22 protein-coding genes are annotated in these 22,630 nt (G+C 39.3%); 9 read left to right on the top strand and 13 right to left on the bottom strand.

Annotation, left to right across the window (positions count from 1 at the left end; translation table 11 throughout):
• Positions 1 to 9: 9 nt before the first annotated feature.
• Positions 10 to 651: an HAD family hydrolase gene (locus U735_RS0118270; protein WP_031445207.1), complete on the top strand. Its 642-nt coding sequence runs from the start codon at positions 10 to 12 to the stop codon at positions 649 to 651.
• A gap of 4 nt (positions 652 to 655) precedes the next feature.
• Here U735_RS0118270 and U735_RS0118265 read toward each other — a convergent pair whose 3' ends face one another.
• Positions 656 to 1,717, bottom strand: a complete 1,062-nt coding sequence (locus tag U735_RS0118265) for an AI-2E family transporter (protein WP_031445206.1) — start codon at positions 1,715 to 1,717, stop codon at positions 656 to 658.
• 191 nt (positions 1,718 to 1,908) lie between these two features.
• Here U735_RS0118265 and U735_RS0118260 point away from each other — a divergent pair, with 191 nt between their 5' ends.
• From U735_RS0118260 to U735_RS0118250, 3 genes are read left to right on the top strand one after another with little or no spacing between them, the layout of a single operon-like run.
• Entirely contained in the window at positions 1,909 to 2,511 is a 603-nt protein-coding gene (locus tag U735_RS0118260; RefSeq protein WP_031445205.1) for a SprT-like domain-containing protein, read from the top strand.
• Positions 2,512 to 2,521: 10 nt separating this feature from the next.
• Positions 2,522 to 3,601: a mannose-1-phosphate guanylyltransferase gene (locus U735_RS0118255; protein WP_031445204.1), complete on the top strand. Its 1,080-nt coding sequence runs from the start codon at positions 2,522 to 2,524 to the stop codon at positions 3,599 to 3,601.
• A 2-nt stretch (positions 3,602 to 3,603) separates the two neighbouring features.
• A complete protein-coding gene (locus tag U735_RS0118250) occupies positions 3,604 to 5,064 on the top strand; it encodes a DUF389 domain-containing protein (protein ID WP_031445203.1) in 1,461 nt (486 codons plus the stop codon).
• Here U735_RS0118250 and U735_RS0118245 read toward each other — a convergent pair.
• Complete coding sequence (locus U735_RS0118245; protein WP_031445202.1) at positions 5,061 to 5,828, bottom strand: ABC transporter ATP-binding protein; 768 nt, start codon at positions 5,826 to 5,828, stop codon at positions 5,061 to 5,063. The two genes, U735_RS0118250 and U735_RS0118245, sit on opposite strands and share 4 nt — an antisense overlap.
• Positions 5,828 to 6,565, bottom strand: coding sequence for an MlaE family ABC transporter permease (locus tag U735_RS0118240; RefSeq protein ID WP_031445201.1), 738 nt, complete (start codon positions 6,563 to 6,565; stop codon positions 5,828 to 5,830). The genes U735_RS0118245 and U735_RS0118240 overlap by 1 nt, the downstream gene beginning before the upstream one ends.
• Positions 6,566 to 6,679: 114 nt before the next feature.
• Here U735_RS0118240 and pafA point away from each other — a divergent pair, with 114 nt between their 5' ends.
• The gene (gene pafA / locus U735_RS0118235; RefSeq protein ID WP_031445200.1) at positions 6,680 to 8,383 is read left to right on the top strand and encodes an alkaline phosphatase PafA; all 1,704 of its coding nucleotides are present in this window, start codon (positions 6,680 to 6,682) and stop codon (positions 8,381 to 8,383) included.
• 40 nt (positions 8,384 to 8,423) lie between these two features.
• Here pafA and U735_RS0118230 read toward each other — a convergent pair whose 3' ends face one another.
• The 4 genes from U735_RS0118230 to gcvP all read right to left on the bottom strand — a co-directional run bounded on the left by U735_RS0118230 (position 8,424) and on the right by gcvP (position 14,053).
• Positions 8,424 to 9,278, bottom strand: a complete 855-nt coding sequence (locus tag U735_RS0118230) for a glycosyltransferase (protein ID WP_031445199.1) — start codon at positions 9,276 to 9,278, stop codon at positions 8,424 to 8,426.
• Between the two features lie 59 nt (positions 9,279 to 9,337).
• The gene (locus tag U735_RS0118225) at positions 9,338 to 9,871 is read right to left on the bottom strand and encodes a class I SAM-dependent methyltransferase (protein ID WP_031445198.1); all 534 of its coding nucleotides are present in this window, start codon (positions 9,869 to 9,871) and stop codon (positions 9,338 to 9,340) included.
• A gap of 105 nt (positions 9,872 to 9,976) precedes the next feature.
• Complete coding sequence (locus U735_RS0118220; protein ID WP_031445197.1) at positions 9,977 to 11,035, bottom strand: 3-oxoacyl-ACP synthase III family protein; 1,059 nt, start codon at positions 11,033 to 11,035, stop codon at positions 9,977 to 9,979.
• Between the two features lie 168 nt (positions 11,036 to 11,203).
• Positions 11,204 to 14,053: an aminomethyl-transferring glycine dehydrogenase gene (gene gcvP, locus U735_RS0118210; RefSeq protein ID WP_031445196.1), complete on the bottom strand. Its 2,850-nt coding sequence runs from the start codon at positions 14,051 to 14,053 to the stop codon at positions 11,204 to 11,206.
• Positions 14,054 to 14,193: 140 nt separating this feature from the next.
• Here gcvP and U735_RS0118205 point away from each other — a divergent pair, with 140 nt between their 5' ends.
• A complete protein-coding gene (locus tag U735_RS0118205; RefSeq protein ID WP_031445195.1) occupies positions 14,194 to 15,024 on the top strand; it encodes a UbiA prenyltransferase family protein in 831 nt (276 codons plus the stop codon).
• Between the two features lie 212 nt (positions 15,025 to 15,236).
• Here the strand turns inward: U735_RS0118205 and U735_RS0118195 are convergent, their stop codons facing one another.
• A complete protein-coding gene (locus U735_RS0118195) occupies positions 15,237 to 15,797 on the bottom strand; it encodes a sigma-70 family RNA polymerase sigma factor (RefSeq protein WP_031445193.1) in 561 nt (186 codons plus the stop codon).
• Between the two features lie 74 nt (positions 15,798 to 15,871).
• Here U735_RS0118195 and U735_RS0118190 point away from each other — a divergent pair, with 74 nt between their 5' ends.
• A complete protein-coding gene (locus U735_RS0118190; protein WP_031445192.1) occupies positions 15,872 to 16,231 on the top strand; it encodes a rhodanese-like domain-containing protein in 360 nt (119 codons plus the stop codon).
• Between the two features lie 71 nt (positions 16,232 to 16,302).
• Positions 16,303 to 16,713, top strand: coding sequence for a PH domain-containing protein (locus U735_RS24700; protein ID WP_034248834.1), 411 nt, complete (start codon positions 16,303 to 16,305; stop codon positions 16,711 to 16,713).
• Between the two features lie 286 nt (positions 16,714 to 16,999).
• Here the strand turns inward: U735_RS24700 and U735_RS25610 are convergent, their stop codons facing one another.
• From U735_RS25610 to U735_RS0118155, 5 genes are all read right to left on the bottom strand, one after another.
• Complete coding sequence (locus U735_RS25610; protein WP_157365031.1) at positions 17,000 to 17,161, bottom strand: hypothetical protein; 162 nt, start codon at positions 17,159 to 17,161, stop codon at positions 17,000 to 17,002.
• Between the two features lie 93 nt (positions 17,162 to 17,254).
• Positions 17,255 to 19,285 carry a M3 family metallopeptidase gene (locus U735_RS0118170; RefSeq protein ID WP_031445189.1) on the bottom strand — a complete coding sequence of 677 codons (2,031 nt, stop codon included), beginning with the start codon at positions 19,283 to 19,285 and terminating at the stop codon, positions 17,255 to 17,257.
• A gap of 173 nt (positions 19,286 to 19,458) precedes the next feature.
• A complete protein-coding gene (locus U735_RS26090; RefSeq protein ID WP_262482705.1) occupies positions 19,459 to 19,593 on the bottom strand; it encodes a hypothetical protein in 135 nt (44 codons plus the stop codon).
• A 70-nt stretch (positions 19,594 to 19,663) separates the two neighbouring features.
• Complete coding sequence (purE, locus tag U735_RS0118160; protein WP_031445188.1) at positions 19,664 to 20,164, bottom strand: 5-(carboxyamino)imidazole ribonucleotide mutase; 501 nt, start codon at positions 20,162 to 20,164, stop codon at positions 19,664 to 19,666.
• Positions 20,165 to 20,178: 14 nt separating this feature from the next.
• Positions 20,179 to 21,333, bottom strand: coding sequence for a 5-(carboxyamino)imidazole ribonucleotide synthase (locus tag U735_RS0118155; protein WP_031445187.1), 1,155 nt, complete (start codon positions 21,331 to 21,333; stop codon positions 20,179 to 20,181).
• Positions 21,334 to 21,477: 144 nt separating this feature from the next.
• On the opposite strand from U735_RS0118155, the gene U735_RS25365 reads away from it, so the two are divergent.
• Complete coding sequence (locus U735_RS25365; RefSeq protein ID WP_083260643.1) at positions 21,478 to 22,593, top strand: adenylate kinase; 1,116 nt, start codon at positions 21,478 to 21,480, stop codon at positions 22,591 to 22,593.
• Positions 22,594 to 22,630 lie beyond the last annotated feature (37 nt).

The raw sequence follows: 22,630 nt of genomic DNA, 5'->3' as shown, positions 1-22,630 counted from the left end.
ATATAGCCAATGAAAGAATACAAGTGTGTTATTTTCGACTGTGATGGGGTGTTGGTAGATAGTGAGTTGCTCGGCAACCAGGTATTTGTGGATATGGCCAATGAACATGGTGCTAGGATAGATATTTCCTATGCCATGCAACATTTTAAAGGGGGGTTTCTAAATGATAGTATAAGGCAGGTAGAGGCGATTATACAAAAGCAATTGCCCTTGGGATTTGAAAAAGAATATCGCCAAAGGTCTTACCAATTGTTTTCGACCCATTTGAAACCAGTGGATGGGGTTGAACAGGTATTGAGTAAACTGACAGTGCCATTTTGTGTGGCATCAAGTGGGCCACAGGAAAAAATTAAAAGGAATTTGGCAACGGCCGGTCTGTCCTCATTTTTTATAGACAATATATTCAGTTGTTATGATATTGGAAAATGGAAACCGGACCCGGCTATTTATTTGTATGCTTCAGAATCCATGGGGTATACTCCCAACGAATGCTTGGTGATAGAGGATTCCTTAAAGGGAGCTAAGGCGGCTACCTCAGGAGGATTTGATGTTTATGGTTATACCCATTTAAACGAGGATCCTGATTTTGAAAATGAGGTTACCAAAACCTTTGAGCAAATGAATGAGTTGATTTCCTTGCTTAAATTATAACCAACTACCTTTCTTTTTGGGGTTTGGGTTTTAAGGGTTGGTTTCCTGAAATGAGACTGGCTATTATTTTCGTTTGTGGGAATTGTTCCAAAATAATCTTGATAAAAACGGTAATTGGTATTGCCATGATCAATCCGGGTACCCCCCAAATATATCCCCATAGCATCAACATAACCAATACGGTAATTATGTTAATGGAAAAAGATTTTCCCATAAATACGGGTTCCAGTATGGATCCGAACAAAACTTGTACTCCGGTAATGGAAAGAACAAAGAACAAGAGTGTGCTTGTAGGCTCCAATTCTACAAATGCAAATACTGCCAATAGAACTACGGAAATAATGGAGCCGACCATTTGGACAAAATTGATGGCAAAGGCGAAGAGTCCCCAGAAAATAGGAAAGCTTACATCAAAAAACACACAGGCCAATCCAATTCCAATTCCTGTAAAAAGACTTACTAGAAATTTGACCTTTATAAATTTTATAAGATCTTTTTCAACTTTTACAAATGTTTTAACCGAGGTGTGCTTTTGTTTTAAAATGGTATTGTTCATTAATTTCTGAACGTTTATTGATTCTGCCAACCAAAGCACAACAAAAAACACCGTCATTAATATCATGGTGACCGTATTGCCGATAAAATCCAGAGTCGTCCCAAAGTTCTTCATCATACTTTCTTTGGGAATAAAATTATTGATGATGTTTTCTTCCTGGGCATAGGGTATTCCAAGATAATCTTCCATACCTAATAGTAGGGCTTCCAATTTGGTCTCTGCTTTTTGGAAAAAAGCGTTGTCTGCAGATAGTATTTCCTTGCTGGTAAGTTGAATGAGTTCTCCTCCTATTTTTAAGGCCCCGATAAAAATCAGGATAACAATAAAAATACTGATAGGCTTGGATACATTCTTTTTATTGAGCCAACGCATAATAGGAAGGAACAATAAAGCTATGAACATAGAGAAAATGAGGGGGATAAAGATAAACGACAGAAGCTTTAGTAAGTAAAACACTAAGGGGATTACTATGATAAGCAATAACTTATTGGTGGTTCTTAACTCGTTCATAATTATATTAATAGTTTGTTTTTCGCTTTGTTCAGCGGGAATGCAAAGTTAGTGGAAAGTAGTTGTCTTTAATCGTTAATAAAAGTGTAAATATTCTTTTGAATACATTTTTTTTGGTATCGTTAATTGTATTTTGGATAAAATTTCTACTTACGGCTATATGGAATCTTAAAATTTCTAATTTTGTTATTATGCAGGACACTTTGCAAAAGTATCTTCCTGAAAGGGCGGTAAGTTTAAGTATGGAGCTAATTAAGGAAAACGGGGTACACCTTAAGATTGTGAATCAACGGGTTACCCGTCATGGGGATTATAGACGAATGCCCAACGGATCCCATCAGATTACCGTGAATGCCACCTTGAATAAATATCGATTCTTGATTACTTTGGTTCATGAAATAGCGCATTTGGTTGCTTTTGAAAAATATGGGCGTAAAATAAAACCACACGGATTGGAGTGGAAAAGAACATTTCAATATCTAATGTTGCCGTTTTTAAGGCCGGAAGTTTTTCCAACCAATCTTTTGCCCATGTTGGCCAGACATTTTAGAAATCCAAAGGCGAGTAGCGATACGGACGCTAGCCTATCCTTGGCCCTAAAACAGTTTGATGTACAGGATAGTGAAAAATCCTATATTTTTGAATTGCCACATGGTAGTGTTTTCAGGATATATAATGGAAAATTATTTCAAAAAAAGAATAAAAGAGTTAAGCGATACGAATGTATCGAGGTAGCTACCGGCAGGGTTTATCTTTTTCAGCCCAATGCAGAGGTGGAATTAATAAAAGATTAAGGGAAACACTATGAAAAAAAATTATTATGCAGTTTTAATGGCAGGTGGAGTTGGATCCAGATTTTGGCCTATAAGTACAACTGCTTATCCCAAGCAGTTTCAAGATATGTTGGGTACAGGGGATACATTGATACAGAAGACTTTTAAAAGGCTGGCAAAATTTGTGCCGGTTGAAAATATTTTGATCTTGACCAATGAAAGATATAACGAATTGGTCTTGGAGCAATTGCCAGAGGTTAAGCAAGAGCAAGTGGTTTTGGAACCGGCAATGCGCAATACTGCTCCATGTATACTATATGCGGCCTTAAAAATACAGAAGCAGAACCCTGATGCTGTTATGATAGTTGCCCCCAGTGATCATTGGATAGAAGATGAGGAAGCATTTGCCAAGGACGTTATAAGCTGTTTCAATAAATGTGAAAAGGAAAATGTGCTCTGTACCTTGGGAATAAAACCTACTTTTCCCAATACTGGTTTTGGGTATATAGAATTTGAAAAGAAAGATGGGGAATCACTTAAAAGTGTTCTTCAATTTAGGGAAAAACCTGATTATGAAACGGCAAAGGATTTCATAAAACAAGGTAATTTTTTGTGGAATGCCGGTATTTTTATGTGGAGTGTAAAAACTATAGTGGATGCTTTTGAAAAATATCAACCGGAACAATACAATTTATTTTTAAGTGGATTGAAATATTACAACACCGTTGAGGAAAGGGCATTCATAATCGAAAATTATCCCAAGGCAGAGAATGTTTCCATAGACTATGCCATTTTGGAGCCTTCCAGTAATATTTTTGTTCTACCGGCCACTTTTGATTGGAACGATCTTGGTACTTGGGGCTCTTTATACGATAAGTTGGATAAGGACGATAACGACAACGCCTTGGTGAATTGTCAAGTTTTGGCGGAGGATTCCAAAGGGAATATGATTCGTTCCCCCAAAGGAAAAATTATCGTTATTGACGGATTAAAAGACTATATTGTGGTAGACAAGGAGGAGGTTTTGCTCATATATCCCAAATCCAAGGAACAGGACATTAAAAAGGTACTTGCGAAAATTAAAGATAAATTTGGAGATCAGCTGGCTTAATTATGGAGGAAAATTTAAATAAAGACCAGAATCAGGATTTTCCTGAGGGTAGCGGGCAAGATATAAAAAGGGATTTTAGGGGTCTTTTGGAAGGGGTTAAAGTATTTCTGGCCGATCTTTTGGATATACGCAAGAATACGGATCAGGAGGCCACCAAAGAATCTATTATTGCAGATATTCCTTTTAAGGGCCATACCTCCTGGATTTTAATATGCTCTATTTTTATCGCATCTGTTGGACTTAATGCCAATTCCACTGCAGTAGTTATCGGTGCCATGTTAATTTCACCTTTAATGGGCCCTATTTTGGGTATTGGGCTGTCTTTGGCTATTAATGACATAGATACCTTGAGACGTTCATTGAAGAATTTTGCCGTCATGGTTGGTTTAAGCGTTATTACCGCATTTTTATTCTTTTATTTATTCCCCTTAAGGGATGAATCATCGGAATTGCTGGCTAGGACCGCTCCTGACATCAGAGATGTGCTTATTGCATTTTTTGGAGGTTTGGCATTGGTGATTGCCAGGGCCAAAAAAGGGACTATTGCCAGCGTTATCTATGGAGTGGCAATTGCTACGGCATTGATGCCACCCTTATGCACTGTTGGTTTTGGGTTGGCCATTGGTAATTTTGGTTATGCTACCGGTGCCATGTACCTTTTCACTATAAATACTATTTTTATTGCCCTGGCTACTTTTTTGGTTCTAAAACTATTGCGTTTTCCTATGGTGCGCTATGCCAATTCACAGCGTAGAAGGTTTATTGCTAGAATGGCCTCTACTGTGGCGATTTTAGTTATGATTCCGGCCGGATTTACCTTTTACGATGTGTTTCAGGAATCTTTGTTTCGAAAGCAGGCCAATCAATTCGTTGCAAGCAATATTGTGCCTTATGAATTACCTGGAGAAGGAAGATATTTGGAGAATTTGACCGATATTCAATACAATCACGGAGATGACGGGTTTATTGAACTGGTGTTTATGGGCAACGAAACCATACCGGACAATGTTATTGCAACTTGGAATACCCAAAAAAATACTTATGACAAGCTTAAAAATATAGAATTAAAAATTGTTCAGGGATCTAAAAATCAGGAATTGGATCAAATGAGGTATGTTAGTGAACTTTATGAATCCAAAAAGGCAGAATTACTGAGCAAGGAACAGCAGATTCAGGTTTTAAAGGAGGAAGTTGGAAAAATGAGCAAGCTTGTTGAACAGCAGATACCTTTTCAAGAAATTAGTGCCGAAGCCAAGACCAATTATGAGAATATGACCAGTTTAGGATTTTCCTATACTATTACAACTGATTTTAATAAACTGGATACCATCCCAGTATTTAATGTCAAGTGGAAAAAGGGGGTGCCTGACAAGCAAATTAAAACCGATTCCCAAAAACTAACGGATTGGTTGCGCCTAAGGTTAAAGAATTCCAAGATTCAAGTCAGGGAAGAACCGAGTTAATTCCGTTCCTCAATATACATTTGCCGCACTTTTTTAAATAATTCGGAGGAATAGACGAAGTCGGTTACGGCTTCATTATCCGTTTTAAAAATTTCCTTATTACTGCCTTCCCATTCCTTTAATCCATTTTTGAGGAAAATTATCTTTTCGCCAATTTCCATAACAGAATTCATGTCATGGGTATTGATTACCGTAGTAATATCGTATTCCTGGGTAATTTCATGAATAAGATTGTCTATTAGGATAGCAGTTTTTGGATCCAGTCCCGAATTGGGTTCATCACAAAATAAGTATTTTGGATTCATTACAATAGCCCTGGCAATGGCAACCCGCTTTTGCATTCCTCCCGATATTTCCGATGGAAATTTATTATGTGCATCAACTAGGTTTACACGTTTAAGTACAAAATCTACCCGATCCTGCATTTCCGATTTTGATTGTTTGGTGAACATGCCCAAGGGAAACATAACATTTCCCTGAACGGTCATGGAATCGAATAGCGCGCTACCCTGAAATACCATTCCCATCTCCTGCCTTAAGTTACGTTGTTCGCTTGCGGATAGTTCGGAATAGATTTTTCCGTCATAGCTAATGGTGCCCTCATCAGGCGAAAAGAGGCCCAAAAGACATTTCAAAAAAACCGTTTTACCGGAACCACTTTGTCCTATTATAAGATTGGTCTTGCCTTTTTCAAAATTGGAACTAATGCCTTTTAAAACATGGCTTTCCCCGAAGGATTTGTGTAAGTTGTCTACTTCTATCATTAGCCCAAAAGTAATTGTGTTAAGATGTAATTAACAATGATGATTACAACACTTGTCCAAACAAAAGCGGTGGTGCTGGCCTTGCCGACTTCCAATGCCCCGCCTTTCATGTAGTATCCGTGAAAGGATGGAATGGTAGCAATAATCAGTGCAAAAACTATCGATTTTATAAAGGAATAGGTGACGTGAAACGGAATAAAGTCCAATTGCAGGCCTTCAACAAAGTCCGCACTGGAACTAAATCCTCCAAAAACACCAGCTGTCCACCCTCCAAAGATACCAACGTACATAGCTATTGCAATCACAAAAGGATAAAACAACATTGCTATTATTTTTGGGAAAACGAGATAGTTCAAAGAATTGACCCCCATGATTTCCAAGGCATCAATTTGTTCCGTTACCCGCATGGTGCCAATACTGGATGTAATATATGAACCCACCTTACCGGCCATAATTATAGAGGTGAAGGTAGGGGCAAATTCAAGTATTACCGATTGCCTGGTGGCAAATCCAATAAGATTTCGAGGTATTAGTGGATTGGTAATGTTTAGGGCGGTCTGTATGGATACTACGCCTCCTATAAAGAAGGAAATGAAAATAATAATACCCATGGAACCATAAACCAGTTCGTCTATTTCTTTTAATATTAGGGTTTTCATAATGGACCATTTGGTGGGTTTTTTAAAAACCTCCTTGATCATTATAAAATAGCTGCCTATTGATGCTATATAATTCATTCAATATAAAATATTGCTTAGGAATGTAAAAATAACAATATTAAGAATCATTTAACTTCCAATTAAAATTTAAAGGTTTTATTTCTATATTTTTGCTCCTTAAAACATAAGAAAATGCAAAATAAGAGTCTGCTACTATTGCTTTTACTGCTTATAATAGGGTTTAATCCTGTTGAGGTAAATGCCCAAAGAAAATCAAAAAAAAATAAGGTAGAAGACATATCCGATCGCGAAACTGTTACTGGTCAGAATATCGCAACAACCCCTAAATTAGTTGTGGGTATTGTGGTAGATCAAATGCGGTACGATTATTTGACACGTTTTTGGAACCAATACGGTGATGGTGGATTTAAGCGTCTGGTTAATGATGGTTTTAATTGCAAAAACAATCATTTTAATTATGCCCCAACGGTTACCGGTGCAGGACATGCATCTGTCTATACGGGCACAACCCCTTCCGTTCATGGTATAATAGGTAATGATTGGTATGATAAATATGCGGATGAAAGTGTTTATTGCGCTGGAGATCCCAATTATAATTCGGTTGGAACCTCTTCCGATGCTGGAAAAATGTCCCCGCATAGGATTCAAACTACGACCATTACAGACCAAGTACGGTTGCATACCCAGATGAAGGGTAAAGTAATTGCTGTAGCGATTAAGGATAGAGGTGCGGTTCTGCCTGGTGGCCATACTGCCAATGCCGCTTATTGGTTTGATGGTGGGGCTGAAGGCAATTGGATTACCAGCTCTTATTATATGGATGAATTGCCTACATGGGTCACTGATTTTAATACGCAAAAAAGTGTAGCTAAATACAAAAAACCATGGAGTACCCTTAAGGACATCAATAGCTATATAGAAAGTGGTGTTGATGACAATAATTACGAAGGGCTTTTTGAAGGTCAGGCCACTCCAACCTTTCCTCACGATTTAGTTGGCTTGTGGGATAAGAATGGCAAATATAGCATTCTAAAAAGCACCCCATATGGCAATAGTCTAACCGCTGATTTTGCTTTGGAAGCTGTGGAAAAGGAGTCTCTTGGAACCGATAGTTTTACAGACTTTCTGGCAATAAGCTTTTCAAGTACGGATTATGTGGGTCATAAATGGGGGGTGAATTCAAAGGAGGTAGAGGATACCTATCTACGTTTGGACCAAGATTTAGAACGTCTTTTTGATACCTTGGACAAAAAAGTGGGAACAGGTGAATATACCGTTTTTCTAACTGCAGATCATGCAGCTATCAATGTTCCGGCTTTTTTAAGGGATCAGAAACTTCCCGGTGGTGTAGTGGAATCAAAAAAAATGGACGACCGACTAACGGAATATTTAAAGTATACCTATGGAACTACGGATATTGTGAAGAAGACTTCCAACAATCAGTTGTTTTTGGATTATAGTGTAATCAAAAGTTTGGATTTGGATATAGATGATGTTGAGGAAGAGTTGGCTTTGGAGTTGATTCAATATGATGGTATTTATAAGGTGTTTACGGCCAATCAAATGTGGCAGAATCAATATAATACTGGAATACCTTATATCGTTCAGAACGGATTTAATCAAAAACGTTCAGGAGATGTGCTTTTTGTTTTCGATCCAGGAAGTGGAAAATACGGTGATACAGGTTCAACACATGGGTCCCCATGGAACTACGATACTCACGCACCCTTGTTATTTTATGGGAAAGGTATTAAGAAGGGGAGTACGGTAAATAGAACCGAAATTCCGGACATAGCTCCTACAATAGCTGCCTTAATGGGAATGAACGCTCCTTCTGGAACTACGGGAGAGCCGATTGAAGCGGTTATAGAATAAAAGTAAGTTTTCTTGTAAAAACAAAAAAGCCAAGCTTTTCTTATTGGAAGAGTTTGGCTTTTATTTTTCTCCATCGTAGCTGGCGAATAAACTTACCCTCCGCGGGGTTTACGAGAAAATCCGATTTTTCTTTCCTGGCCAAAAAATATCCTTGAAGATTATCTAAAAAAGCCCTAGGTTTTTTTTGTTTCAAGGCCATTTTTATAGAGGCAATAAGGGTTATTGGAAATCCATACCTCAGGGTGTACATAGCCTTTCCTTGAAGTAATTTGGCTTTTTTGTTATAAGCATTTCCCAATGGGCGCAAGTGTTTAACCTTCAGGTTGTTATCGGTATAGATATTGAAACCGTTGTATTGGGCAAGTAGCTCGTCCACTGTATCCCATCCCATGGCAGTTCTAAGTCCGCCAATGGCCTTAAAACATCTCTTTGTATACGCTTTAAAAGCACCGCGAACATGGTCTTTGTCCATAGGGTGATTTAATTTCCATTCCCCGTTTTTATCCTGTTCATAAGCAAATCCACCTGCTATCCCAATTTTTACATCTGTTGAAAATATTTTGGCTATTTTTTCAAAATAGGAATCGGGAAGAATTATATCGGCATCTAACTTTACTATAAAATCATAGTCGTCATCCAATTGCTCCAAGCCTTTGTTAAAGGCATTGATAACCTTGCTCCCGGGCAAATGGGCAGTGGACGATTTTGTATTGATCTTTGAGATACGATTGTGTTCGGCAGTGAAGCTGTCTATTATTTGCTCGGTATTGTCCGATGAATTATCATTTACCACAACAACCCTTTTGGGGGGCATGGTTTGTGTAACCACGGATTGCAGGGCGTCCATTAAATACTGGCCTTCGTTATGGGCAGGAATGATAATATAGTAGTTCACCGCTAAAAATTTATTTGTTTTAATGATTGGAACACTCCGCCTCCATTTCTATAGGGATTCTATTGGGAGCTGTTCTTTCTTTCTGCATAAACAATGTAATATCTGGGTGTAAAACTACGTAGCAGTGGTCTGATCCCTATTTTTTTTACGGGATTGGTCCATTTTGCCCTATCCTTAATTTCCCATCCTGCCTTTTCCAACAACCAATCAAATTGCCAATCTTCGAACTCGTGATAATGTCTGTCCCACGGATCGGTCTTGCTTTTATAGGCCGATGAAAACCATAATCTTAGTGGAATACTGGCTACCAATTTATCAGTTCTAATTTGGCTAAGAATGTTGTACGGAGCCAAAAGATGTTCAAAAATTTCAAAGGCAGTGACAACGTCCGCCTTGGTTGTCAGGGCAGCCGAAAAATCCAGGTCCAAATCTTCACCTGTTGTGTTCTCTACTTGATATCCATTTTCCTTCATAATCTTTGAAAAGGGATTTTCCACCCCAAGATCTAAAATGGATTGGTCGGTAGAGATGTGTTTTTGCAGAAATTCCAGGGTATGCTTAAAACGTTTGTTCGGGAAGGTTCTTTCGTACATCGGCAATGATCTGGTTTGTTGTTTAATATGTTTTTACGGCTTAATAGGGCTTAATCCTAAAACCAGAAACAAAGATATTTGAAAAAGTGTTAAGTGGCCTATGGATTATACCCTATAGACAATGGCGTTTATGTTCATGCCTGCACCAACACTGGCAAATATAACAACATCTCCTTTTTTTATCGACTGATTTTCCATTTTTCCATTTTTCACCATATCAAATAGGGTAGGTATGGTAGCCACTGAGCTATTTCCCAATTTTTCTATGCTCATGGGCATAATTCCATCGGGCATTTCCATGTCGAAGAGTTTATAAAAACGTTTTACTATGGCCTCATCCATTTTTTCATTGGCCTGGTGAATGAATATTTTTTTCACCTCGGAGATAGGCACCCCACTATTGTCCAGGCTATCTTTCATGGCTTGGGGTACGTAGGTTACTGCAAATTCATATATTTTTCGGCCATACATTTTTATGTATCGGGTGTCTTCTTGGGGGGTTTTGGAATAGGATTCACCAAAGAAGAGAAAAAAGGCTTCCTCATTGGCATAGGTTGCGCTATTGTGCGACAGGATTTGGCCGGCATTTTCCCTAGCTTCAACAATTGTGGCCCCGGCACCATCCGAATAGATCATAGAGTCGCGATCATGCTTATCCACAATTCTTGACAGGGTCTCTGCTCCAATTACAAGACATTTTTTGGCAATTCCACTTTTAATAAATGCATTTGCCTGGATTACTCCTTCTATCCAGCCAGGGCAACCAAATAGGAGGTCATAGGCGACACATTTGGGATTCTTTATCTGTAATTGGTGTTTTACCCTCGTGGCCAAACTTGGTAAGGTGTCCCCTTGATTTTGGCCAACTGAAACATCACCAAAATTATGGGCAAAAATTATATAGTCCAGTTCCTCTTTGTCAATTTTTGCATCGGCTATTGCCTTTTCTGCTGCAAAAAAAGCGAGATTGGAGGTGTTTAAATTATCTTCCGCATAGCGTCTTTCGCTTATTCCGGTAATGCCTTGGAATTTTTGAATAATAACATCATTTGGATGCTTAAAGGGGGTGCCATCCTCATTTAAAAAATCATGATTTTTAAAATCTGAATTCTTTGTTACGATAGATGGTAGGTAAGAACCAGTGCCAGTAATGCCAATGTTCATAATAATATGCAAATTTAATAGTATAAATATAAACCAATTGGGCCGCGGCAATTTATATCCTTTGGATTTGATATGATGTTCAAGATAATTCCGCTTTTGTATTTGCCAAAAAAAAAGCCTTTCACAATTGAAGGAAAGGCTTTAAAAGGCTTGATTTTGTTGAGGTTTTTAGGCTTCCACATAAGCTTCGATGGGAGCGCATGTACAAATTAAATTACGGTCTCCATATGTGTCGTCCACGCGTCTTACGCTTGGCCAAAATTTGTTTTCCAATATATAGGGCAATGGGAAGGCCGCCTGTTGTCTACTGTATGGAAATTCCCATTTGTCAGCGGTAATCATTTCCAGGGTGTGTGGTGCATTTTTAAGAGCATTGTTGTTGTCCTCAACAGATGCGGCATCAATTTCTTCACGAATGGATAGCATGGCGCTACAGAATCGATCCAATTCAGCTAAGCTTTCGCTCTCGGTAGGCTCTATCATAAGGGTCCCGGCAACAGGGAAAGAAACCGTAGGTGCATGAAATCCATAATCCATTAATCTTTTTGCGATATCCGTAACTTCTATACCATTTTCTTTAAAGGGCCTACAGTCTATAATCATTTCGTGGGCAGCCCTTCCTCTTTCCCCTGTATAGAGCACATCGAATTTTCCGCTAAGCTTATTTTTAATGTAGTTCGCATTTAGGATAGCGGTCTTTGTAGACTGGGTCAATCCGTTTTCCCCTAGCATTTTTATATAGCCATAAGAAATTAAACATACCAACGAGCTTCCCCAAGGCGCTGCCGATATGGCCGTAATGGCCTTGTCTCCTCCCGTTTTAATTACGGGGTTTCCTGGTAAAAATGGTGCCAATTGTTCCGCCACGCAAATAGGTCCAACTCCGGGGCCACCACCACCGTGAGGTATGGCGAATGTTTTATGTAGATTTAGGTGGCAGACATCGGCACCAATGGTAGCAGGATTCGTCAATCCTACCTGTGCATTCATATTGGCCCCGTCCATATAAACTTGACCCCCGTTATCATGGATCAATTTTGTGATTTCCTTAATGGAAGATTCAAAAACACCATGGGTAGACGGGTAGGTAACCATTAAGGCGGACAGATTGTCTTTGTGCAACTCGGCCTTTTCTGCAAGATCGGCCACATCAATGTTCCCGTTTTCGTCTGTTTTTGTAACTACTACCTTCATTCCGGCCATAACCGCTGAAGCAGGATTGGTGCCATGTGCCGAGGCAGGTATAAGGCAAATATTCCTGTGGCCTTCCCCTCTGGACTCATGATATGCCCTTATGACCATTAGGCCGGCAAATTCTCCTTGAGCTCCAGAATTTGGTTGTAACGATGTTCCTGTAAATCCAGTGATGATATTAAGATCTTTTTCCAATTCCTTAAGGATGATCTGATAGCCTTCCGCTTGGTCAATAGGTACAAAAGGATGGATGTTTCCCCAGCGCGCCATGCTCAATGGTAACATTTCGGAGGCCGCGTTCAATTTCATGGTACATGAGCCCAAGGAAATCATGGAGTGGTTCAGTGCCAAATCTTTTCGCTCCAATTTTTTTATATAACGCATCAATTCGGTTTCCGAGTGATAGGAATTGAATACGTTGTTCTCCAAAAACGTTGAAGTACGCACAAGCTTGTTCTCCAGAAGGGATTGAGGTAAAAGACCATTGATAACAACGGCTTCTTTTCCAACAGCTTCGGCGAAAATATCTACTATTAATTGTAGATCCTTAAGGGAGGTGGCTTCGTTCAATGCGATCGATATGGTATCTGCATCAACGTATAGGAAATTAACCTCATATTTTTCGGCAATAGGCCTTACTTTGGAGGAACTTGCCTTTATGTTTATGGTGTCAAAATAAGAAGTGTTTGTTTGGTACAATCCCAATTTTTCAAGACTATCCACTAATGTAACCGCAGTGGAATGAACCTTGTTTGCGATATATTTTAATCCTTTTGGGCCGTGATAAACGGCATACATCCCGGCCATTACAGCTAATAGGACCTGAGCTGTACAGATGTTGGAGGTAGCTTTATCACGTTTAATGTGCTGCTCCCTGGTCTGTAAAGCCATCCTTAAGGCCGGCTTGCCATCGGTGTCCTTTGTAACTCCGATTATTCTACCGGGAATACTTCTTTTGTACTCTTCCTTTGTGGCAAAAAAGGCAGCATGTGGCCCACCGTAGCCTAAGGGAATTCCAAATCGTTGGGTTGTTCCGACTACCACATCGGCTCCAAATTCACCAGGAGGGGTCAATAATGCCAAACTCAAGATATCGGCAGCAACGGCAACTTTTATATTTTTTTCAACCGCTTTGGCCACAAATGGGGCATAATCATGTACTTGGCCATGTTTTCCTGGATATTGCAGTAGGGCACCAAAATAATCATCGCCAAATTCAAAGTTTTCGTGCTTGCCTACAATCAGTTCTATGTCCAGTGGGGTCGACCTTGTTTTTAACAGGGACAATGTTTGGGGTAGTATCTCTTCGGAAACAAAGAATTTTAAAACGTTGTTTTTCTTTTGATCCCTACTTCGTACATCAAAGAGCATGGTCATGGCTTCTGCAGCGGCAGTACTTTCGTCCAAAAGGGAGGCATTGGCCAATTCCATTCCAGTGAGTTCCGCTATTACGGTCTGGAAATTTAATAAGGCCTCTAGGCGCCCTTGGGCAATTTCAGCTTGGTATGGGGTGTAGGCCGTATACCATCCTGCATTTTCCAGAATATTTCTTTTGATCACTGAAGGGGTTATACTTTCATGGTAACCTAGACCGATATAGGATTTAAAAACTTTATTTTTCTCGGATAAAACTTGAATATGGGACAAATACTCGTGCTCACTCATAGGCGTCTCCAAGGCCAAGGGTTTAGCAATACGAATATCGTCAGGAATAGTTTCGTTTATCAACTGGTCTACAGAGTTGACATTGATGGTTTTTAGCATCTGTGGAAGGTCTTCTTCTCTAATGCCGATATGGCGCAAGGCAAATAAGTCTGTCCTCATAAATTCAAGCAGTTTTAATCTAAAATATAGGTGAGCAAAATTACTCATTATTTATGTTTATTTTGCAGCTTTCACCTTCAACTCCTTCAAAGTTTTTAACTAAAATAAGAGGTTATGAACACTTTGGTTAATTTTGATTTATGAACTGGCGTAGATACTTATTTCATTTTTACTTGGATGCCAGTATTCATGTAGCATTATCAGTGTTTGCATTAATTGAAATTACCTGCATTTTTTTTGGACTTTCCAGGGACAATCATATTTCGTATCTGGTATTTTTTGGAACAATTGCATGCTACAATTTTGTGAAATATGGGGTAGAGGCGAAGAAATATTTCCTAGTGTCCAATACTTACCATAAGAATATTCAGGTCGTAAGTTTTATTGCGGGGGGCTTTGCTCTGTACCATTCTTTTTTTGTGTCCTTTGAAGCTTGGATCGGCCTTGCAGTTTTGTCGGTTCTGACGAGTTTATATGCTGTTCCGTTGTTGCCCAACGCAAAAAATCTTAGAAGTTTGGGGGGGCTCAAAATTTTTATAGTGGCTATGGTTTGGGCAGGTACAACGGTAGTTTTGCCCGTTGTAGCTGCAGATAGGGTATTGGATTGGGATGTGTCAATAGAGTTGGTGCAACGATTTCTAATGGTCCTGATTCTAATGTTGCCATTCGAAATTAGGGACTTGGATTATGACGATCCGGAACTAAGAACTTTGCCGCAAAGATTTGGTTACCTAAAAACAAAGATTTTCGGGGCAGCCGGAGCTGTTGTTTTTTTCTTTTTGACTTTTATGAAAGATTACCTGACGTTTTTTGAGGTATTTGGCAAGGGTCTGGCATTTCTTGGTCTAGCAGTATTAATGTTGGTGACCAGAAGAAATCAATCCCAATTTTTTTCTTCCTTTTGGGTCGAAGCAATTCCGATTTTTTGGTGGGCCAGTATTTTGGTAATGGATGTCTTTTTAGGTTCTTGATTTTAACTCCGTTTTCATTTTTTCCTTCTCTTCAATAGGAAGCGTCTTAATGTTGGCTTGAGAGCAGAGAGTGGTTAGTTCGGTGTTTTTTTTAGAAAATGTTTTACAGGTTTTACAAAACAATACGTGAAGTTTAATCTTGATTTTCTCCAAGAAAGAGGCTTCCTTATACTGAACTTTAGTACAAATTATTTCAACGTCCTTACAGCTTTTCATATCTTGAACCAATTGTTGTTCAGGCAATCCATGAGAACAGTTCTTGCTCTATGAAGGATAACCCAAAGATTAGACGGATTGATATCGAGCTCCTTACATACCTCCTCGGTACTGAGTCCGTTTATGGTTTTTAGGGTAAATGCCAAAGCGTGTTTTTTTGGGAGCTTGGCTATGCAGTCCTGAATGGCCATGCCCAATTCTTCGTTTTCTATTTGGCTGTTTTCCAGCAGACTCATTGGGTCCGCAACCTGTTCTTCCAAAAAGTTGCTATCGGCATCACTATTTGGGTTTTGGGTGATGCGGACCATAGATTTCGCCTTTTTGGAATTTATTTTGCGATAATGATCGATTACTTTTCTTTTTAGGATAGAGATCAGCCAAGTGCGTTCAGTGGCCTCCCCTTTAAAATTTTTTGCAGATTTTAATCCGGCAAAAAAAGTCTCCTGTACCAAATCTTTGGCAATTTCAGAATCACTTACCCGACTTACCGCATAGTTGAATAGGTAATCGGAATAACTATCGACCCAAATGTCCGGATTTAATTCTTGTTTTGTCATACCTGTTTGTCGTCTCAAAAATAAGTGATTTTTTTCTGAAGAAGAATTCTTATTTTTGATAAAGCAAATAAGTTATGAGAACAATATTTCTTTTTTTGGTAGTACTAGTATTGCAGACGGGTTGTTCCCAAGAAAATAAGGACAAAATGCCAATAAGCGACTTTAAACAGGAATTATTGGATAATGCCATTTTGGTAGATGTTAGGACCCCTGAAGAATTTAGTGCGGGGCACCTGGAGAATGCCGATAATATTAATTGGTATGATGCTGATTTCTCGGAACAATTTAAAACAGTGGACAAAAATAAGACCATATACCTCTATTGCAAGATGGGCGGACGCAGTGCGAAGGCACAGGAAAAATTAAAATCTTTGGGCTTTACCCATGTGGTTAATCTGGAAGGTGGATATGATGCCGTTAAGGCCAACAATTGAACCCTGGGCAGAGGTTTGGAATAATCACCAAATTTGGCATACCATAAATGGTTCCGGGTAAAATAGTGGCTATGGTAAGATATAAGTCTAAAATAGGTTGGATACTGGTGGTTGTAATCCTGCTTTTGCTTTTGACACCTATTTTCCAGCTGTTAAAAAACCCTGTAAGTATTGGCCCCATATACTTATTGTTGCCGGCACTTTTTATTGGTTACATATTTGTATCTACCTATTATGAAATTGGTAATGGCGTGTTAAGGATCAAGAGTGGATTTCTGCTCAATCGTTCCATTTTGATAAGTTCCATTACAAAAATTGAGGCTACCAAAAATCCCATTAGTGCACCGGCCACTTCCTTTGATAGGCTGGAGGTTTTTTACCATAAATTTGAAAGTGTCATCATTTCCCCTAAGGAGAAGCGCGCATTTATAGCCCATTTAAAACAATTAAATCCCAAGATTCAGGACAATACGGGATTGTAATCAGTTATTGTAATGTGATATGCTGTGTGAGGTTGTTGATAAAGAGCCAACCAAATACAGAAGCGAATAGAACAAATAATACATTCATAAAATAACTTCCAATTTTGAACAGTGTCTTTTGTGGGATTTGGTACATTGGGTAGTATGCAATTTGGGTGGCAACTTTGCCAATCCAATAGGCGGCAATCAAACCGGTCATTGCAAGTGCTAACCGTGAACCATTCTGCAAATCGGCTGTTAAAAGGATTGCGATTAGTCCAAATGAAAAATTAAGACCTTGAATGTATCAGCCATAGGTTTTTGCTATTTCTTGGTTTAATGGCTTTAATTGTTTTACATCATTGTACCAATCAAATACATTGTGGCGTATGTATGGATAGATTAATGCAGTGAAAATCTGACCTATACCTCCAAGAATAATTAACCAATCTGGGACATCTATTTTCATAAGTTATTGCTTTTGTCAGTGCTATAAATCGATTTCAATATAATTAGCCCACAACTGCTTACTGCCACTGCCCACTTAATACTGTCTGTTCATTTAATTCACTGTCTCGGACAACAGGCCGGCCCTTTTCAACAAGGCCTCTATCTTGGGTTCGCTACCTCTAAAACGTTTGTACAATTCCATAGGCTTTTCAGTTCCGCCTTTAGACAGAACATTGTCCTTAAATTTTGTGGCCACTTCTTGATTGAAAATACCTTTTTCCTTAAAGTAGGCAAAGGCATCCGCGTCCAATACTTCAGCCCACTTATAGCTGTAATATCCAGAGGAGTATCCGCCTTGAAATATATGGGAAAAAGAAGTGCTCATGCAGGTTTCGGGGCATTCTGGGTACAGATCTGTTGGTTCAAAAGCCTTTACTTCCTGTTCCTTTACGTTGCTGATACCGGATGGATCCGTACCGTGCCAGGACATATCCAACAGTCCAAAACTGATTTGTCTTAAGGTGGCCATTCCCTCTTGAAAGGTGGCCGAGTCTTTTATTTTCTGCACCAATTCCATCGGTATAACTTCACCTGTTTGGTAATGTGTGGCAAATAATTCCAGAGCTTCCTTTTCATAGCACCAGTTTTCCATTATTTGGCTGGGCAACTCCACAAAATCCCAATATACCGAAGTACCTGAAAGTCCTGGATAAACCGTATTTGCCAACATACCGTGCAAGCCATGACCAAACTCATGGAACAAGGTGGTAACCTCATTAAAAGTAAGTAAGGAGGGTTTACTGGCAGTGGGTTTGGTGAAATTGCAGACATTGGAAATATGCGGCCGTACATTAACCCCGTTTTGTACATATTGTGCTTTGTAGGATGTCATCCAAGCTCCCCCACGTTTTCCTGGTCTAGGGTGGAAATCCGCGTAGAATAGGGACACTAGATTTTTGTCCTTGTCGTAAATGCGATACGTCTTTACATCCGGATGGTATTTGTCAATATCAAAAACTTCTTCAAATTGCAGACCGAATAATTTTGTAGCTACTTTAAATACTCCGGCAATTACATTCTCCAGTTTAAAATAGGGTTTAAGCTTTTCATCGTCCAGATCGAACAGTTTTTGTTTTAATTTTTCAGAATAATAAGCTCCGTCCCATTTCTCCAATCGATCTATTTTATCCAATTGCTTGGCAAAATTTTCCAACTCTGCAAATTCCCTCTCAGCTGCCGGTTTTGCTTTTTCCAGTAATTCCTGAAGAAAGTGGTGGACTTTTTCCGGGGTTTCGGCCATGCGTTCCTCCAACACATAGTGGGCATGTGTTTTATAGCCTAACAGATTGGCCCTTTCGTGTCGTAGGTTGGCAATGTTTATTATATTTTTCTGATTGTCCAATTCATCATTATGAAAGCCTTTGCTGCCAAATGCTATGGAAAGTTCCTTCCGTAATTTTCTATTACTGGAATATTTCATAAAGGGAATATAGCTGGGGTAATCCAAGGTAATCAACCAGCCTTCCTTTTCCTTTGATTTTGCCAATTGCGCAGCTGCCTCTTTTTCCCCTTCAGGAAGACCGTCCAAATCTTCCTCATTGGTAAGGTGCATTTCGTACTTGTTGGTCTCGGCCAAAACATTTTCCCCGAATTGAAGCTTAAGTTTGGACAGTTCGGCATCAATTTCGCGAAGGCGCTTCTTTTTTTCCAAGGCCAAATTGGCGCCGTTCCTGCTAAAACTTTTGTATTTTTTATCGAGAAGGGTTTGTTCCTCGGTGGTCAATTCCAGAGCGTTCCTTTGGTCGTATACTGCTTTGACCCGCTTAAACAAATCCTCGTTCAGGGTAATATCATTGCTGAATTCCGACAAGAGGGGAGATACCTCCTGGGCTATTTTCTGAATTTCTGGATTGGTCTCTGCAGAATTCAAATTAAAAAATACGCTGGATATCCTGTCCAATTGTTGTCCCGCAAAATCCAAGGCGGCAATGGTATTTTCAAAAGTAGGAACCTCCTTGGAGTTTGCAATGGCATCGATTTCTAACCTGGCATCCTCTATGGCCTGCAAAAATGCAGGTTTAAAATGTTCATTTTTTATTTTGGAGAATGGTGCTGTATCAAATGGGGTCAATAATGGATTCATATTGGGGTATTATATTTTTTTAATTCGATATTTGATTTCGAGGCGGGCAGGACTATTTTTGTTCAAGGTTCAAGGTTCAAGGTTCAAGGTTCAAGGTTCAAGGTTCATGGTTCATGGTTCAAGGTTTGTCCATGCCTATATAGCATTGACCGCTTTTAGGGCAAATTTCATTATCAAAAATAGTTATTGTTTTCCTTTTTAAGTACTGGCATACCGTGCAATTCCAGTTCAAAATATATTGGGGACCTGTAATCAAGATTATTATGGAACCATTGGATGTTGTAATTGGTAACGCCTCTTTTTGCCATTATATACTAACTTTCATCATTCAACCTGTCAACTGCTACTGCCCACTGATTACTGCCTACTGATTTCTGTTCACTGTCCGCTGTTCACTTTTTTCATTTCCTCTGCTCCTTCAATGACCTTTTGCTTAAGGCCTTCTTTGTAAAAAATAATCTTGTCCAGAACACATTTATCCGAGCTTCCAATAATCTGGGCAGCTAAAATTCCAGCATTTTTTGCGCCATTAAGTGCTACTGTGGCAACAGGAACACCGCCTGGCATTTGTAGTATGGAAAGAATAGAGTCCCATCCATCAATGGAATTGCTGCTTTTTACGGGAACACCTATTACGGGCAGTGGGGACATGGATGCCACCATTCCTGGTAAATGTGCTGCGCCACCTGCACCTGCAATGATTACGGAATATCCATTTTTATGGGCATTCTTGCTAAAATCGAACAATTTTTCCGGGGTACGGTGGGCAGAGACAATATCAACATCTACCTCAATATCAAAACCTTTTAATATATCAATGGCTTCTTGCATAACAGGGAGGTCGCTGGTGCTTCCCATAACTACGGCTACTTTACTCATATCATTGAAAATTTTTATTCACTAATCACTTTTATAGTATTCTTGACTTGTTCGGCTATTTTTCTAGCCTCCTTAATGTCGTTGTTCACAATGGTCACATGACCCATTTTTCTGAAAGGGCGGGTCTGTTTTTTACCGTAAATATGGGGTGTAACACCGTCCAGGCTTAAGATTTCCTCCATATTTTCATAGACCACATTTCCAGTATGCCCTTCTGCACCGACCAAATTCACCATTATGCCGGCTACTTTACTGGCTGTATTTCCTAAAGGAAGGTCCAGAATGGCACGGACATGTTGTTCAAATTGGTTGGTATAACTTGCTTCAATACTGTAATGGCCACTGTTATGGGGTCTTGGGGCTACCTCGTTTACCAGAATTTTGTCGTCCTTGGTCTGGAACATTTCCACGGCCAAAAGCCCAACATGTTTAATTTTATTTGAGAGTTGTAGTGCTATTTCCTGGGCTTTTTCAGCCACTTTGGCATCAATACGCGCCGGACATAAAACATATTCCACTTGATTGGCTTCGGGGTGGAATTCCATTTCCACTACGGGGTATGTTTTTACTTCACCACCGGCGCTCCGTGCCACGATTACCGCTAGTTCATTCTTAAAATTTATCATTTCTTCGGTAATGCATTCGCCGGAAGGCAGACCGTTTAGATCTTCCAGTTTGCGGACTACCTTGACGCCCTGGCCGTCGTATCCAAATTGTGTGGCTTTCCAGATAAAAGGAAATTTTAGGCCTCCGTTGGTAACACTGTCTTCTATCTCACTTTTATAGGCAAAGCGTTGAAAATCTGCAGTGGGAATATTATTGTCCACATAAAACAGTTTCTGTTTTGCCTTGTTCTGTATAATGCGCAATGCACGCGTGGGCGGAAATACCTTCAAACCTTCGTCCTCCAATTTTTCCAGGGCATCCAGGTTTACGTTCTCGATTTCTATGGTAAGCACGTCTACTTTTTTACCAAGGGCGTAAACCGCATCAAAATTCATTAAATCGCCCTTAAAAAATTCATTGCAGGCTATTTTGCAAGGAGCTTCGTCAGAAGGGTCCAATACCTTGGTATGGATATCAAATTTTCTTGTTTCGTACAAAAGCATTTTACCTAATTGACCGCCTCCTAGTATTCCTAATTTAAATTCAGAAGAAAAATAGTTCATTGGAAATGATTCGCTTGTATTAAAGTAGATTGTATATTAGGAACAAAAATACAGCTAAATCTTAGAAACTAGGCCTGGACACTTAAAAAAGAGAAATCAAAGTGCTATATTTGGCATCTTGAATTTATTATAAAAACATTAGCCTTGATTAAGCTACACGACAAATATTTTAAGCCTTTTATTAGTGAAGGTGAGATTATGGCCGCAATAAAAAAGATTGCGGACCAGGTCGCTGTGGATTACAAGAAGGAAACACCCATTTTTGTGGGTGTCCTTAACGGGGCATTTATGTTCGTTTCCGATTTTCTAAAGGCCTATCCACATCCTTGTGAGGTATCGTTTGTGCGTTTAAGCTCTTATCAAGGACTTACTTCCACTGGAATTGTGGAATCGCTATTGGATGTTCCGGAAAATATTGAGGGCAGAAGTGTTATTATCCTCGAAGATATTATTGATACAGGTAGGACCGTTAAAAAATTAATAGACCTATTTTCCAATACCAAGGTAAAGGAATTTAAAATTGCAACTCTGTTTTACAAATCGGAAGTGTATAATGGGGAGTATGATATAGACTATTTCGGTATGAAAATCGAGGATAAGTTTATAGTAGGTTACGGATTGGATTATAATGAATTGGGAAGAAATTTAAGAGCAGTATATCAACTAAACCAAAAACACATGATAAACCTAGTTTTGTTTGGAAAACCTGGTGCAGGAAAGGGCACGCAGGCTTCATTTTTAAAGGAAAGATATAATTTAAAACATATTTCCACAGGGGATGTCTTTCGTTATAATATTAAGAATGGTACCGAACTGGGAACACTGGCTAAGTCGTATATAGACAAAGGTGAATTGGTACCGGATGAGGTTACCATTAAAATGTTACAGGATGAGGTAGAGAAAAACCCCGATGCCAGTGGATTTATCTTTGATGGTTTCCCTAGGACCACGGCACAGGCCAAAGCATTGGATGATTTTCTGGTAAGTAAGGAAATGAGGATCGATGCTACCATTGCCTTGGAAGCCAATGATGAAGTATTGATACAAAGATTATTGGAACGAGGTAAGGTTAGTGGTAGAAGTGACGACCAGGACGAAAAAATGATCCGTAACCGTTTTGATGAATACAATGAAAAAACAGCTCCCTTAAAGGATTACTATGATGACCAGGGGAAATTTCACAGTGTCAACGGAATTGGTTCCATAGAAGATATTACAAGCCGCTTGGCAAAGGTAATAGAGGAGTTACAGGCAGTCTAAGTCAGGGGTGCATTATAGATGCTCGCTGTTAAGGGGA

The organism is Arenibacter algicola (assembly GCF_000733925.1).
GTDB lineage: Bacteria > Bacteroidota > Bacteroidia > Flavobacteriales > Flavobacteriaceae > Arenibacter > Arenibacter algicola.
Note: the sequence above shows the minus strand (reverse complement) of the source record. Positions and strands in the feature narration are given on the sequence as shown.